Origin of the sequence: Kordiimonas lipolytica, from assembly GCF_042651265.1 — a bacterium.
In the GTDB taxonomy this organism is placed as follows: Bacteria; Pseudomonadota; Alphaproteobacteria; order Sphingomonadales; family Kordiimonadaceae; genus Kordiimonas; species Kordiimonas lipolytica.
Map to the genome: position 1 here is coordinate 115367 of NZ_JBHSCR010000005.1, position 13503 is coordinate 128869.

Sequence of the window (13503 nt, forward strand, 5' to 3'; positions counted from 1 at the left end):
TTCTACCCGAGCTTGGTGGCAAAGTCCCGCGTCACAAAGTCGCAGCATTTGCTTACCATAAATTCAATCGCCGGACAGCCCCTGCCCAGCGAATTGGGATTTGTTTAGTCGTCTGGGCCTAAAGAGGCAAGGCTTTATCCAGAATATTTCCAAAAAAAATACCTGTTTTTAGCCCCATCATCCTGCTTGTCGTTGCGCCTTTTGCGCCAAGCGATTAGCTTCGCCGCCATGGATATAGCCATTTTTCAACCCGACCAGCCACAGAATACCGGCACAATGCTGCGCCTTGCGGCCTGTGTGGACGTGCCTGCGCACGTCATTGAGCCATGCGGCTTCCCGTTCTCAGCCAAGGCTTTCAGGCGCTCTGCCATGGATTATGCAGACCTCGTCAAACTGCACCATCACCAGGATTGGCAGGCTTTTGATGACTGGCGGACAGCTGAAGGAAAGCGACTCGTCCTCTTGACCACAAAGGCCGATAGCGCCTACACCGAGTTCGCCTTTGAACCCGGCGACATTTTGATAGTTGGTAGCGAATCTGCCGGTGCCCCGGATTTCGTGCATCATGGGGCAGATGCCCGGATCACCATTCCGATGCAAAAGGCCGCCCGATCAATTAATGTGGCGGTCTCTCTGGCAATGGTTCTCGGTGAAGCACTTAGACAAACAGACACTTGGCCCAAAAGCGGGCAGCAGGGATAACACGATGGAATTACAAGAAAAAAAGCAAGCAGCTGCTGACTGGTTCAAGGATCTGCGCGACCAGATTTGTGCGAGTTTTGAGGCTATCGAGGATGATAATGCTGGCCCGATGGCGGACCGCGCGGCGGGCCGATTCGAGCGCAAAACCTGGGAGCGTACAAACCAGGCCGATGGTGCCCAGGGTGGCGGCGGTACTATGTCCTTGATGCGCGGCGGTCGGGTATTTGAGAAGGTCGGTGTAAACATCTCAACAGTTCACGGCACCTTCACGCCCGAATTTGCCAAGAACATCCCAGGCGCAGACGAAGACCCAAGTTTCTTCGCCACCGGCATTTCCCTTGTGGCCCACATGAACAGCCCGCGCGTTCCGGCGGTGCATATGAACACCCGCTTCATCACCACCACCAAAAGCTGGTTTGGTGGCGGCGCAGACCTCAATGCCCCCCTGCCGAACACCAAGGACACGGCCGATTTCCACAAAGCCTTCCAGGAATGCTGCGACCGGCACGACCCGGATTATTACGCCAAATTCAAAAAATGGTGCGATGAGTATTTCTATATCCAGCACCGCAACAGGGCGCGCGGTGAAGGCGGCATCTTTTATGACCAATTGAACAGTGGCGACTGGGCGGCGGATTTTGCCTTCACCCAGGATGTAGGCAGCACCTTCAACGAGATTTACCCAGCCCTGGTGCGCCGGCACATGAATGAAGCATGGACAGCAGCAGAGCGCGAGACGCAGCTTGAATACCGCGGCTATTATGCCGAATTCAATCTGGTTTATGACCGCGGCACCACATTTGGGCTCAAGACTGGCGGGAATGTGGAGGCCATCCTGATGTCCCTGCCGCCGGAAGCCAAGTGGCCATAAGGGCATGGCAGGCAAATTCTGGAACAGCATGGTACCAGAGCTGACGGTCTCCGACTTCGGACGATCACTGGAATTCTATACCGGCCTTCTGGGCTTTTCTGTCCGTAATCGACGCGAAGTGCCACCCTTTGCCTATCTTGAACAGGAAACTGTCCATATCATGTTGGAACAGTTTCATGCTGAAAGCTGGCAAACGGGGGAACTCGCCCCTCCGTTCGGGCGTGGCGTCAATTTCCAATTAGAGCTGACAGCCATCGCGCCTATATACGGTCGGCTTCAGGTAGCGGGTTATCCACTGTTCGAAGAGATGAGCGAAGAATGGTACGAAACCGGCGATACAGTGTCTGGGCAAAAGGAGTTCCTGGTGCAGGATCCTGACGGCTATCTCTTGCGGTTCACCGAATTTCTTGGCGAAAAGCCGAAGGAATAGCAGCCGATGCCCGACCTTGCCATCTATGCCGGCCTGTTCCTGAACGCCTTCGTGGCGGCAACCCTTTTGCCCGCCTATTCCGAAGTGACGTTCGCGGCCCTCCTGGCTGCTGGCAAGGGTGAGCCAGGCCTTCTGTTTATAGCGGCAACTTTAGGCAACACGCTGGGCGCCATCCTGAACTGGTGGATCGGCCGCGGCATTGCCCAGTTCAAGGAGCGCCGCTGGTTCCCGGTGAAACCGCAACAGTTCGAGAGCGTTTCACGATTCTTTGTCAAATACGGCAGATGGTCCCTCCTGCTTGCCTGGGCACCGGTGATCGGCGATCCGCTGACCGTTGTCGCGGGCACCTTCCGGGTACCGCTCAGGTGGTTCATCCCACTGGTAGCGGCCGGGAAAGCCTTCCGGTACGGCGCAATTCTGTATGGCATTGACGCCCTTGCGCTGGCACCCTAAGACGCCTATTCTTGGAATCAAGTTTCCTTTTATTACAGGTAGTTACCAATGACCAACCACGCACCCTTCATGGCAGAGGCACTGGCACAGGCCCAGAAGAGCTATGACGAGGGCGGCCTGCCCATCGGCGCGGTGATGGTGGAAAATGGCGCTGTTATCGCACGCGGCCACAACAGGCGCGTGCAGGATGGTGACCCCACAGCCCACGGCGAGATGGCCTGCCTGCGCGCAGCCGGCAGGCGCCCCCGCTATGACGGTGTTACGCTATACACAACACTCAGCCCCTGTATGATGTGCGCCGGCACCATCGTGCAGTTCGGCATTCCCCGTGTGGTGATCGGCGAAGCAGAAAATTTCCACGGCAATGAAGCCTTCCTGCGGGAAAACGGCGTTGAGGTGATACGCCTTGACGACCCGGGCTGCACCGACCTTATGGCGCGCTTTATCCGTGAAAAACCAACGCTGTGGGACGAAGATATCGCAGGGAATGACCCGGCATCGTGATTTTGTGTCACAGAGCTGCCACGATTAGGGCCTAACAACGAATTGATTGAAAGAAAAAGGGGCACATGATGACCATGATCCGTTCAGTACTGGCGCTGATGCTTGTATGCGCCTTCACCCTGCCGGTTGCGGCAAAATCGCGGGATGAAAAACGGGCAGAAATTTTGGAGATGCGGGAACAGGTGCTTGCCGAGCTGTTTGCCGAACGCCCACAAACCCGCGCCGAAATCGACGTGGCTGAAGGCTATGCCGTTTTCTCGAATGTCGGCGTTCAGGTTTTCCTGATTGGCGGCGGCGGCGGTCGTGGTGTGGTTCGTGACCTGAAAACTGGTGAAGACACCTTCATGAAAATGGGCAACGCCAGCGTTGGCCTTGGCCTTGGCGTAAAGGACTTCCGCTCGGTCTTTATCTTTCATGACCGGGATGCCCTCAACGACTTTATCGAAAAAGGCTGGGATTTCTCGGGCGAGGCAGACGCTGCTGCCAAATCGAACGAAAAAGGCGGTGACATTGGCGAAGCAGCAGGCTTCAGCAAAAAGGTCAGCGTTTACCAGATGACCAAAACAGGTCTCGCCCTGCAGGCGTCCCTCAAGGGCACCAAATACTGGCAGGACAAGAAGCTGAACAAGAAATAAATGAAGATGGGGCCCGCGAGGCCCCTTCTTTTTATGCACGGCTTATGCTGACAATGTTTCCAGCAACTGATCAGGCGTCAGGCTGAAATCGCTGTCGATCCAAATGTCTTCCAGTTGCCTCAGGACTTCGGAAATAGCGGGCCCCGGATTCATGCCCCGAGCAATCAGGTCTCGCCCACGCACCGGCATTTCAGGAATGCTCCAGCGCAAGGCCGTTTCAGCCAGTTCACTACCCCAACATGCAGGATGTGCCATCACAGCCCCCTGCCCCGCGTCGCGGCCATGCTGGTAAAGAAAAACCCGCATCGCCTTGCTGTTCGCAGGCAGGCTGCCGGTGAAACCTGCGCTGAAGGCTTTCAGTATCTTGCTTTCCCTGTTGGACATCTTGAGAAGCCTGCCCACAGAGACCGCACGAGAGCCCACAAGTCCCACAAGCCGCATAAGAATATCGGCGTCTAGCCCCAATGCTTTCTCTGCCGCCATGATACGGCCCAGACCATTGATGTCGATATCCACCACCGGCGTGTGCGACCAGATATCGGCGTCCGTCATGGCCATCAGGCACGGGCGTGGATCAGGTGCCGCCAGAAGTTTGCACAGCTCATCCCTGATGCGCTCAACCGACAGGTGCTCAAGCATGACGACATTGGCAGCGACCGCCGCTAGCCCATCCGTGTCCAGGGCGCCACGGCCATAATGGGCATGAAAACGGAAAAAGCGCAGGATACGGAGCGCGTCTTCGCGGATTCGCTCAGCCGCGTCGCCAATGAACCGCACATGACCAGCCTTGGCATCCTCTGCGCCCCCAAACGGGTCATAGAGCGTGCCGTCCACCGCCATATAGATAGCATTCATGGTAAAATCGCGGCGCTTGGCGTCCTCCAGCCAGTCGTCTGTAAAGGCGACTGTGGCGCGGCGGCCGTCTGTTGCCACATCACGCCTGAGCGTCGTGATTTCAATCACTTCAGCGCCCCTGACGGCGGTGACGGTGCCATGATCTATTCCTGTGGGAATCACCTTGATGCCAGCATCGCGCAGCTTTTCCGATACTTGTTCCGGAAGCCAACGGGTCGCTGCATCAATATCCTTGATAGTGCGCCCCACAAGCGTGTCCCGCACGGCACCGCCGACGAACCGCACATCGGCAGGCCCAAGAATGGCGGCGATTTCCTGAATGAAAGGGGAGTTCAGCCAGTTAGCTTGGATCTTGCTCACGCGGCTCGTCACTTTCCGGATTGGTTTCCTTGTGTGCTGTCTCAGGTTCATCCGCCGCTTCATCCACAGGCACGAACCGGCCCGGCACAACCTGGCCATTTTCTGTATGCGGCGGAATATATTTGGTGCGGGCATCGCCTGTGTTGGTGTCGGCAAACTTCAAGGCTATACCGGCTGCGGCGCCGACAATGAGCAACGTGATCACCACCTTGCGAAGCATTGCCCGTTCCTGCTCCAGCTCGCCCTCTGTGCGATTGGTGCGCATGCGGTATCGCAGCCAAAGCAACAAGACAACAAGAGGCAACAGCAGCAGTACTATCCGCAAAATTGCAGCAATCATGTCGCAGTCTCCCGCACGGCTTCCATCACATCACAAAGATTAACGAGCATAGCGGCCGTGGCCCCCCAAATAAAATAGTCCCCATAAGGCATGGCATAATATTCACGCCGGATGCCCTGCCAGACAGCACTTTCAAGCTTATGGTTCCCCCGGTCCAGCAAAAAGGACAGCGGCACCTCGAACGCGGCCTGAACTTCCTCCTGTTGAAGTGTCAGCTCAAAACCCGGGCGCACCAGCCCCACCACGGGTACAATCTCGAACCCCGTGCCTGTACGGTATGTGTCCAGAAACCCGCACACCTCAACGTGGTGTGGTTCAAGGCCGACTTCCTCATGCGCCTCGCGAAGGGCAGCTGCCACGGCATCTGCGTCGGTCTCGTCCACCTTGCCGCCAGGGAAGCTCACTTGCCCGGCATGTTTGGTCAGGTGATCGGTACGCTTGGTCAGCAGGATGGTAGGCTCACCCGGGTGGTTCACTACGGGCACCAGCACGGCGGCATCCCGCACCGGCTTGCCCTTTTGTTCCAGAAGCTTGGCGTCTCGGTTAAGGTCATAGTCGCTGCGGCGCCCACGGGCCGCTGGGTTGCCTTCACTGAGCGCATCGGCAAGCCAATTCCTCATGCGTCACCGGCCTCCACACTGCCAAGGCTGAACCGTTCGCCCATGCTGGTCAGCTGCAGCCTGTCGCCTTTCAGTTCCGCGTGCTCCACCAGTTCATAAAAGACGGGCCGCGCGATCAGCGCCTCAAGGCGGCCACGAACGTGAACATAAGGTCGCGGCTCGCCGGTCTTTTCATTCACCTCTACACGGATCGGGTGATCAGGCCCCGCGATCACTTCGTCGCCGACATTGGTGGTGAATTTGAAGGCGACGCGGCTGCCATCTTCAATCCGGTCCATATGCACAGCCACAAAAGGCGCATCATCAACGGTGATGCCGATCTTTTCAACCGGGGTCACCAGATATGTCTTGCCGTCTTCATCTTTCCTGAGAACGGTAGCGAACAGCTTGACCATGCGCTCACGCGTGATCGGGGTGCCCATATAGTACCAGGTACCATCGGCGGCGATCCGCATGTCGATATCACCGCAGAAATCAGGGTTCCATTTCTCGACCGGCGGGCGCTTCTGGCCCTCCAGTTGTTTCAAAATATCTTCCAGTTTCAAGCCGGTATCGGTATTTGCTGTCATTCGGGCCTCCTTGCACCACTATATGGGAGATAGTGGCGCAAAGAAAAGCTCCAGCGTGAGAAAGATATGCTTTGGAGTGCCTCAGGCAACATCCGACAGCAGGGCGCCAGCCACCGGTACGAGCACAGGCTCGGGCATCGGCACAACAATTTTACCGACCGATGGCAGTGACGTGGTCGTCGCGGGCTGGCGCACCAGAAGACGCCGTGCATCCTTGCCGCCCGGCAGCGTAATGTACCGCGGCAGCACTGGCTCAAACCCGAACCGCTGGTAGTAGGCATAGTCGCCCACAAGCAGAATCCGGTCATGGCCGGCACCGTTTGCAGATGCCATGGACTTGTGCATCAGCTGGGCGCCGACACCCTGCCCCTGTACCGAAGGCGAAACGGCGAGCGGCCCAAGAAGCAGAGCCTCCACCGGCTTGCCGCCCAAAAGATCGCGCACTTCGATCGGCCAGTAGCGCACGGTGCCTACAATCTTGTCCGCCTTGCGTGCGACATAAGACAGGCCGGCAACCGGCTGGTTGTTTTCCCGAAGGCTGTATGAAGATTTGTTGAACCGGTCAGGTCCAAAGGCCACATCCAGCAGCTTCTCGATCGCTGCTTTATCGAAGGGCCGTTCCCGATCAATTGTGATCATCGGCTTTTCCCATATCCTGGTGCAGACAGCACCAATGAACAAATAACGCTTTTAGTCCAGAAGCTTAGCGTCGTCGCATTCGGCAATGCCGTCTGATATGGGTGGTCTTTACCATGCCTTACATGATCCTTTTATGTCCGAAATACGGAACATATGTTGCAGTAGAAATGCGCATAAACAACAAATTATTCTGTTAGGCAAGCTTTTTCTGCAGAATATTCTGTCAAATGCACTGTATGCTGAATTTTCTAAACCAGCAAGGGAGCATCATATGGACCTGATCCGCATCATTATCGCCATTCTTCTGCCACCGCTTGGCGTCTTTCTTCAGGAAGGGCTTGGCAAGCATTTCTGGATCAACATTATCCTGACCCTGTGTGGCTACCTGCCCGGCATCATCCACGCGGTCTATATTATTGCCAAGCGCTGACCCTTTGGCGCCAAAACAAAACCAGACATAAAAAAAGCGGCGGGACACTGCCCGCCGCCGAAGTCCAGTCATACGGTGAATTAAAAGGCTTACCAGTCAACCTGGAAGCGCAGGCCCAGCGTATCAGCCGAATTTTTACCGTCGGCACCGTTGGCCGAAACGTCGAATGCCTTGTCGATCGAGACGTGGGCATAGTTGGCCAGGAAGCGCGTGTGACGGTTCAGGTACCAGTTCACACCCAGGGTATAAGTGTCCTGCTCGCCGCCATAGACGCCGTCGCCAGTCAGGTCAACACGGTCAAAGCGCGCCGCAACCTGCCATGCACCAATGCCACCAGTGTGAACTGGATTCTTGATGTTCGGACGGTTCCAGACAGCTTTTTTCAGATTGAGTGTCTTGGTTTCACCTGTGATGAACCAGCCAGCTTCAACATAACCGCCATAGAAGAAGGCATCACGGCCACCAGCACCGCCATTTTGCGCGGTCAGGCCAGCCCACTCACCCGTCAGGTTCAGCGAACCATAGGAGAGTGCGCCTTCAAGGCCGTAGAAGCTGTCTTTTTCAGCAATGCGGCTTGTCGCCAGAAGGCGGTCAGCCGTGTGCAAGTAAGCTTTCTGGCGGTAGCGCAGCAGATCACCGTCGCCGCCAACATCGCGGAAACGAACAGACGCGCCGAGCATCCAGTTACCGCCATCGAACGCGTCGCCATAAGTGGCGCGAGCCGCGAACACCTGACCTTCGTTATCAACGGAACCATCGTTGCTGCCACGGTAAATACCAGCATTGAACGTCCAGTTGTCGCCGCCATTGCCGTAACCGATACCGATCATACGCGCCAGTGCGAAAGCGTCGGTGAAGGCCGCGCGTTCAACAAAGTTCGTATTCAGGGACGATTCCATCTCCTCGAGCGAGTTCGGCGTTTTGAACTGACCGAAAGTCCAGCTGCCCATGCCAGTCTTGAACTGCATGTAGGCGTCTTTGACTTCAACGTCGTTACCAGCGAAGTCGGCTTCGAACTTGTATTTCACGTCTTTCCAGGCTTTGCCTTCAACGCCAATACGCGAAGCGCGGAGCTCGCTGGTATCCTTGTCCATGCTGCCGTCGCTGTCGGAAGACCAACCAAAGTCTGCCAGTACACGGCCACGGATATTGAATTCAAACAGGCCATCGTCGCTTGCAAGACTGAAAGCCGGATCGGCCTTCTTGATCTTCGGCGCCTTTTCCTGCTTCTTCTCAAGTTCTTCAATGCGCTTGGCAAGAGCCTCAAGCTGAGCTTTCAACTCTTCAATGGATTGCGCTTCGACAGGCGCGGACATCGCCGTGGCCAAGGCCGTCGCGGCCATCAGGCCAGCGATACGTTTCCCTTTGAGCATCATATTTTCCTATCATATCTTTTTTGGCGCGCACCCAACTGCGGCCTTTTATTCGTCCCAGAACGCGAAGCCTTATTTTTCTTGCATACGCTTGTTACAGCCATGCGGGCTCCTGTCGTTCGTGACGTGCGCATATACTGCCAAATATATTGCGATTTTATTACAGTCTGTGACACAAAATTGACATGAGCATTAAGTCATTGTTTTAATTAGGCTTTGTGTATATTGATCGAAATATCAACACTACCGAGTTGGTGAAATGTGACAGCTATTCTGCCTTTGCGACTCAATTGTTCCCGTTTGATGTCATGCAAATGACAGCCCGTGACCTCGAGAATGGAATCAGTTGACTACAGCTGTGCCTACCCATTCCAGCTTGCTCCACAGCACTTTGACCTCACGCCCTAAGCACCCATGGACAAGCTAAGTTCCTGCCGGTGGCAGGAGATACACAGCAGGCCGTCACTCCGGCTCAAACAACCGCATGGCCATTTGTATAGAAAACCCCCGGCGCTTTCGCACCGGGGGTTTTGATACTCGTAACTGAGTTTGTAGCTGGTTGGCTGGTTTAGAAGCCCATGCCGCCCATGCCGCCCATGTCAGGCATACCGCCACCAGGCATGGCTGGCTTGTCCTCTGGGATTTCGGAAACCATGGCTTCGGTTGTGATCATCAGGCCAGCGATGGAAGCAGCGTCCTGCAGCGCAGTACGAACAACCTTCGTTGGGTCGATGATGCCTTTGGCAACCAGGTCACAGTATACTTCGTTCTGTGCGTCGAAGCCGAAGTTTACGTCGTCTTGCTCAAGTAGCTTGCCGGCAACAACAGCGCCGTCAACACCTGCGTTAGCAGCGATCTGACGAACCGGAGCCTGCAGGGCACGACGGATGATGTCGATACCTTTGTTCTGGTCGTCGTTTGCGCCTTCCAGGCCCTCAAGAGACTTGGTCGCGTAAAGAAGCGCAGTACCGCCACCGGCAACAACGCCTTCTTCAACAGCAGCGCGAGTTGCGTGAAGGGCGTCATCAACGCGGTCTTTACGCTCTTTCACTTCAGTTTCAGTGGCACCGCCAACCTTGATCACAGCAACACCGCCGCTGAGCTTGGCAAGACGCTCCTGGAGCTTCTCTTTGTCGTAATCGGAAGTGGTAACTTCGATTTGAGCTTTGATCTGCTCAACGCGGGCTTTGATATCGTCCTCGGAGCCAACACCGTCAACGATGGTGGTGTCTTCTTTGGTAATGTTCACGCGCTTCGCGGTACCGAGCATATCGATGCCGACATTTTCAAGCTTGATGCCCAGATCTTCGGAGATCACTTGGCCACCGGTCAGGATTGCGATGTCTTCCAGCATGGCTTTACGGCGATCACCGAAGCCAGGCGCCTTAACAGCAGCGATCTTCAGGCCACCGCGCAGCTTGTTCACAACGAGGGTCGCCAGCGCTTCGCCTTCGATGTCTTCAGCAATGATCAGGAGTGGCTTGCCGCTTTGTACAACAGCTTCCAGAAGCGGCAGCATTGGCTGCAGGTTCGTCAGCTTCTTCTCGTGCAGAAGGATCAGTGGGTTTTCAAGGTCCACGGTCATCTTCTCGGCGTTGGTGATGAAGTAAGGAGACAGGTAACCGCGGTCGAACTGCATACCTTCAACAACATCCAGCTCGCTCTCGAGGCCTTTGGCTTCCTCAACAGTGATCACGCCTTCTTTGCCAACTTTTTCCATCGCAGCGGCGATGTCTTTACCAACCTGAACTTCACCGTTAGCGGAGATCGTACCAACTTGCTCGATCTCTTCAGTGGTGGTCACGTCTTTGGTGCGGGCTTTCAGGCCTTCGATAACCTTGGTGGTCGCGAGATCGATACCGCGCTTCAGGTCCATCGGGTTCATGCCAGCCGCAACAGACTTCATGCCTTCGCGAACGATGGCTTGTGCCAGAACTGTTGCAGTGGTTGTGCCGTCACCGGCCACGTCGTTGGTGCGGGAAGCTACTTCCTTCACCATCTGTGCGCCCATGTTTTCGAACTTGTCCTTAAGCTCGATTTCTTTGGCAACAGATACACCGTCTTTGGTGATGCGTGGTGCACCGAAGGATTTGTCGAGAACAACATTACGACCTTTAGGGCCGAGCGTTACTTTTACAGCGTTTGCAAGCGTGTCCACACCAGCGAGGATCTTCTTGCGCGCGTCTTCCTGAAGTTTAACTTCTTTAGCAGCCATGATTTGGGCTCCTGTATTTCGTGTGATTATATGTAACTAATCGAGACGGGTCAGCCGAGTGGATTACTCGATGATGCCCATGATGTCTTTTTCCTGCATGATCAGCAGGTCAACACCGTCAACCTTGACTTCAGTGCCGGACCATTTGCCGAACAGGATCTTGTCGCCAACTTTAACGTCGAGCGCGATCACTTTGCCGTCTTCAGCTTTGGCGCCAGCGCCAACAGCGATCACTTCACCTTCGGATGGTTTTTCTTGTGCGGTGTCTGGCAGGATAATGCCGCCAGCTGTTTTCGCTTCGCTTTCAAGACGCTTGACCAGTACGCGGTCGTGCAGCGGACGAAGTGCCATGGTTTGTCTCCTAAATGATAAACCGTAAAATTAGGGTTTGTTAGCACTCACCCCTAGGGAGTGCTAACTGCGTGTCCCTATGTATGCCTGCGCCGGGTACGGTTCAAGAGGAGTCTGAAGATTTTTTGTGATTTTTTTTGGCTTATTGGGCAGCAACCGAAACCGCTTGATCACCAAGCCTTTGGCCATTCTTGTCATAGGCCACCAGAACATAGTCCCCGGCTGGCAGATAAAGGGGCAAGTCCTCACCATCCCTGAGCATGATCGAATCATAGGAAAAGCCCGTTTGCGGCTGGCCCTCACGGAAGGCCTCAACATACATAAAGGCAGACGATTCGCGGAGCGACGATGGTACCATAACCGGCTGTCCAAGGGCAGCCCGATAATAGCCAGGCTTTATCTCTTTCTGGCTTGGCAAATGGAACTGCCCGTCAACACCCCACTGGGTTCCCGGCGCCCCTAGGGCAAGAAATTGACCATCTTTCCGGTAGAGCCGCGCCGAGCCATGCGACGGCCCTTCATACTGGCAAGCTGTCAGGTCAACTGAATAGCCCTTGATGCCGAACTCATGCTCAAGGCGCGCGGCCATCCAGTTCCAATTCGGAGCTTCCTCATTCCAGCTTTTGGCGATGTGCCGGTAGCCTGCCCAGATAAGAATTTTGTCGTCGCCAGCGTGCTCTTGAAGATAGGCCGCGATATTCTGGGCCTGCCCATGCTCCCGCACCTTCACATGCGCGCCTGGCTCGTCGCTTTCCGGGTATGGGCCACGAAATTCGTATGGAAACACCTTGAAGCCCAGCGCCAAGGCCTTGCGGACAGCGCCGCGGAATAGCGGGTCATTCAGATAGTAACCTTGGGACACGTCCCCGGCATCAAGGTCAGCGATACTGCTAACAGGCGCCTTTCCAAGGGCCTCGAATCCAATATGGCGATAGCCCGCGGCCCATAACCGCTCCAGATTGTTATAAAGGAACAATCGCGCCTGTTTGTGGGTATGGCTCTCGTTCAACAGCAGCACCCTGTGGTTTGTACTTGCATCAAGGACTGCGCCTAGAGGGTCGGCGACTTCCATTGCATCTTGAGGCGCTTCACATTGCTGAAGGGAAGGTGCAATATAACTTTCGCCCAGTGTCGGGATCAGGTCTGATCGCCCCACAAAGCCGTATAACCACCCTGCCTGCTGGGTCGCCCGACTTCCCAGTTCTGCCGAAGCTGCTATTTGATCGAAGTAGCTGCCATAGGCCTTTCCCGAAACTGCCTGATAATGATTGATTGCCTCGGCAGCCGCGCCCATGCTTACACACAGCATGCCCAAAATGGCTAAGCGTTTCATAGAACCCCCACCGTCAATTGCCTCGCAACATTACTACCAGGGGATTATCAAGGGCAACCTATATAGGTTTCGTGCCAATAATAACCGGCTGGAAGAAAACATCGTCGATGCGCCGCACATCCTGGAAGCCGGCCTCATGGAACAGGTCCACCATGCGGGCGGGCCTGAGCGCATAGAAGGCCGAGCGCATCACGTGGGTTTTGAGCTCCGATGCCCCGTCGTCCGCCGTGAAATACATGGCAAAATCATAGACGTCATTGCCGTCGCGCCAGTCCCACACCTGATAGACGCTCCATCGGACACCGTCCACATCGCGCACACCGAAGGGCTTCAGCTGCACCCCGCCGCGGTCAACGGCGTCATAATCGCGCATGGAAACCAGGCACCCCCCGCCAGGCTTGGCCGCCACGTAGAATGACTTGAGCGCCCCAAGAATGGCCTCTTCGGAAAGCAGATGCGTCACCGCGTTATCGGCGGACAACACCACATCGAAGGCATTCTGGTGGATCTCATGCACGCGGGTCATGTCCGCCACGCTGAAATCGATCTTCAGCCCGCGCTTGTCCGCTTCCGCCTTCGCGCGCGCCACCGAATCCGCGGACAGGTCACTTGCGGTAACGTCATAGCCAAGCTCAGCAAGCCCCAGCGCCTGGGTACCGATACCGCACGTGACATCAAGAACCGTCCCTGCCCCACCCCAGATATCCTTGATAATCTGGTCGAGCGCCGCGGACTGGCGCGCGATCGAGGCCTCCCAATCACCATGCACGAGGTGATAAAAGGGCGCCATCGGGTCATAGAAATCGTTTGTGGTCATACTTCA

17 protein-coding genes are annotated in these 13503 nt (G+C 55.7%); 7 read left to right on the plus strand and 10 right to left on the minus strand.

Translation table 11 applies throughout. From position 1 onward, the window contains the following. The first annotated feature begins 228 nt into the window (after nt 1–228). From ACFO5Q_RS08240 to ACFO5Q_RS08265, 6 genes are all read left to right on the plus strand, one after another. The gene (locus tag ACFO5Q_RS08240; protein ID WP_068152288.1) at nt 229–702 is read left to right on the plus strand and encodes a tRNA (cytidine(34)-2'-O)-methyltransferase; all 474 of its coding nucleotides are present in this window, start codon (nt 229–231) and stop codon (nt 700–702) included. A gap of 4 nt (nt 703–706) precedes the next feature. Beyond that, nucleotides 707–1573 (plus strand): oxygen-dependent coproporphyrinogen oxidase, encoded by an 867-nt coding sequence (gene hemF, locus ACFO5Q_RS08245; protein ID WP_068152285.1) that lies wholly within the window; start codon nt 707–709, stop codon nt 1571–1573. Nucleotides 1574–1577: 4 nt separating this feature from the next. Continuing rightward, complete coding sequence (locus tag ACFO5Q_RS08250; RefSeq protein ID WP_068152282.1) at nt 1578–2003, plus strand: bleomycin resistance protein; 426 nt, start codon at nt 1578–1580, stop codon at nt 2001–2003. 6 nt (nt 2004–2009) lie between these two features. Beyond that, complete coding sequence (locus tag ACFO5Q_RS08255) at nt 2010–2456, plus strand: YqaA family protein (protein WP_068152281.1); 447 nt, start codon at nt 2010–2012, stop codon at nt 2454–2456. A 48-nt stretch (nt 2457–2504) separates the two neighbouring features. Beyond that, nucleotides 2505–2960, plus strand: a complete 456-nt coding sequence (locus ACFO5Q_RS08260) for a nucleoside deaminase (protein ID WP_068152277.1) — start codon at nt 2505–2507, stop codon at nt 2958–2960. Between the two features lie 74 nt (nt 2961–3034). Next, nucleotides 3035–3595 (plus strand): lipid-binding SYLF domain-containing protein, encoded by a 561-nt coding sequence (locus ACFO5Q_RS08265; RefSeq protein WP_231727343.1) that lies wholly within the window; start codon nt 3035–3037, stop codon nt 3593–3595. A gap of 42 nt (nt 3596–3637) precedes the next feature. Here the strand turns inward: ACFO5Q_RS08265 and ACFO5Q_RS08270 are convergent, their stop codons facing one another. From ACFO5Q_RS08270 to ACFO5Q_RS08290, 5 genes are all read right to left on the minus strand, one after another. Then, the gene (locus ACFO5Q_RS08270; RefSeq protein WP_197421301.1) at nt 3638–4810 is read right to left on the minus strand and encodes a CCA tRNA nucleotidyltransferase; all 1173 of its coding nucleotides are present in this window, start codon (nt 4808–4810) and stop codon (nt 3638–3640) included. Further along, nucleotides 4791–5150, minus strand: coding sequence for a hypothetical protein (locus tag ACFO5Q_RS08275; protein ID WP_068152272.1), 360 nt, complete (start codon nt 5148–5150; stop codon nt 4791–4793). The genes ACFO5Q_RS08270 and ACFO5Q_RS08275 overlap by 20 nt, the downstream gene beginning before the upstream one ends. Next, on the minus strand, nt 5147–5770 hold the full coding sequence (locus ACFO5Q_RS08280) for a CoA pyrophosphatase (RefSeq protein WP_068152269.1): 624 nt from the start codon (nt 5768–5770) through the stop codon (nt 5147–5149). The genes ACFO5Q_RS08275 and ACFO5Q_RS08280 overlap by 4 nt, the downstream gene beginning before the upstream one ends. Next, nucleotides 5767–6339 carry a DUF1285 domain-containing protein gene (locus ACFO5Q_RS08285; protein WP_068152266.1) on the minus strand — a complete coding sequence of 191 codons (573 nt, stop codon included), beginning with the start codon at nt 6337–6339 and terminating at the stop codon, nt 5767–5769. Before ACFO5Q_RS08285 ends, ACFO5Q_RS08280 begins: the two co-directional genes overlap by 4 nt. 81 nt (nt 6340–6420) lie before the next feature. After that, nucleotides 6421–6978, minus strand: a complete 558-nt coding sequence (locus tag ACFO5Q_RS08290) for a GNAT family N-acetyltransferase (RefSeq protein WP_068152264.1) — start codon at nt 6976–6978, stop codon at nt 6421–6423. A gap of 271 nt (nt 6979–7249) precedes the next feature. On the opposite strand from ACFO5Q_RS08290, the gene ACFO5Q_RS08295 reads away from it, so the two are divergent. After that, nucleotides 7250–7408, plus strand: a complete 159-nt coding sequence (locus ACFO5Q_RS08295; protein WP_074519490.1) for a YqaE/Pmp3 family membrane protein — start codon at nt 7250–7252, stop codon at nt 7406–7408. An 89-nt stretch (nt 7409–7497) separates the two neighbouring features. On the opposite strand, the gene ACFO5Q_RS08300 is transcribed toward ACFO5Q_RS08295, so the two are convergent. From ACFO5Q_RS08300 to ACFO5Q_RS08320, 5 genes are all read right to left on the minus strand, one after another. After that, a complete protein-coding gene (locus tag ACFO5Q_RS08300) occupies nt 7498–8781 on the minus strand; it encodes an OprO/OprP family phosphate-selective porin (RefSeq protein ID WP_068152253.1) in 1284 nt (427 codons plus the stop codon). Between the two features lie 568 nt (nt 8782–9349). After that, entirely contained in the window at nt 9350–10996 is a 1647-nt protein-coding gene (gene groL, locus ACFO5Q_RS08305) for a chaperonin GroEL (RefSeq protein ID WP_068152247.1), read from the minus strand. Nucleotides 10997–11059: 63 nt separating this feature from the next. After that, entirely contained in the window at nt 11060–11347 is a 288-nt protein-coding gene (gene groES, locus ACFO5Q_RS08310) for a co-chaperone GroES (protein ID WP_068152246.1), read from the minus strand. Between the two features lie 142 nt (nt 11348–11489). Continuing rightward, on the minus strand, nt 11490–12680 hold the full coding sequence (locus ACFO5Q_RS08315; protein WP_068152243.1) for a TraB/GumN family protein: 1191 nt from the start codon (nt 12678–12680) through the stop codon (nt 11490–11492). 58 nt (nt 12681–12738) lie between these two features. Next, nucleotides 12739–13497 carry a class I SAM-dependent methyltransferase gene (locus ACFO5Q_RS08320; protein WP_068152240.1) on the minus strand — a complete coding sequence of 253 codons (759 nt, stop codon included), beginning with the start codon at nt 13495–13497 and terminating at the stop codon, nt 12739–12741. Nucleotides 13498–13503 lie beyond the last annotated feature (6 nt).

Bases quoted from the DNA above. Each gene is read 5' to 3' on its own strand.
- ACFO5Q_RS08260 (WP_068152277.1), top strand. From the start codon at position 2,505: ATGACCAACCACGCACCCTTCATGGCAGAGGCACTGGCACAGGCCCAG.
- groL (WP_068152247.1), bottom strand. From the start codon at position 10,996: ATGGCTGCTAAAGAAGTTAAACTTCAGGAAGACGCGCGCAAGAAGATC.
- ACFO5Q_RS08285 (WP_068152266.1), bottom strand. From the start codon at position 6,339: ATGACAGCAAATACCGATACCGGCTTGAAACTGGAAGATATTTTGAAA.
- ACFO5Q_RS08295 (WP_074519490.1), top strand. From the start codon at position 7,250: ATGGACCTGATCCGCATCATTATCGCCATTCTTCTGCCACCGCTTGGC.
- ACFO5Q_RS08275 (WP_068152272.1), bottom strand. From the start codon at position 5,150: ATGATTGCTGCAATTTTGCGGATAGTACTGCTGCTGTTGCCTCTTGTT.
- ACFO5Q_RS08290 (WP_068152264.1), bottom strand. From the start codon at position 6,978: ATGATCACAATTGATCGGGAACGGCCCTTCGATAAAGCAGCGATCGAG.
- hemF (WP_068152285.1), top strand. From the start codon at position 707: ATGGAATTACAAGAAAAAAAGCAAGCAGCTGCTGACTGGTTCAAGGAT.
- ACFO5Q_RS08300 (WP_068152253.1), bottom strand. From the start codon at position 8,781: ATGCTCAAAGGGAAACGTATCGCTGGCCTGATGGCCGCGACGGCCTTG.
- ACFO5Q_RS08315 (WP_068152243.1), bottom strand. From the start codon at position 12,680: ATGAAACGCTTAGCCATTTTGGGCATGCTGTGTGTAAGCATGGGCGCG.
- ACFO5Q_RS08240 (WP_068152288.1), top strand. From the start codon at position 229: ATGGATATAGCCATTTTTCAACCCGACCAGCCACAGAATACCGGCACA.
- ACFO5Q_RS08250 (WP_068152282.1), top strand. From the start codon at position 1,578: ATGGCAGGCAAATTCTGGAACAGCATGGTACCAGAGCTGACGGTCTCC.
- ACFO5Q_RS08280 (WP_068152269.1), bottom strand. From the start codon at position 5,770: ATGAGGAATTGGCTTGCCGATGCGCTCAGTGAAGGCAACCCAGCGGCC.
- ACFO5Q_RS08265 (WP_231727343.1), top strand. From the start codon at position 3,035: ATGATCCGTTCAGTACTGGCGCTGATGCTTGTATGCGCCTTCACCCTG.
- groES (WP_068152246.1), bottom strand. From the start codon at position 11,347: ATGGCACTTCGTCCGCTGCACGACCGCGTACTGGTCAAGCGTCTTGAA.
- ACFO5Q_RS08320 (WP_068152240.1), bottom strand. From the start codon at position 13,497: ATGACCACAAACGATTTCTATGACCCGATGGCGCCCTTTTATCACCTC.
- ACFO5Q_RS08255 (WP_068152281.1), top strand. From the start codon at position 2,010: ATGCCCGACCTTGCCATCTATGCCGGCCTGTTCCTGAACGCCTTCGTG.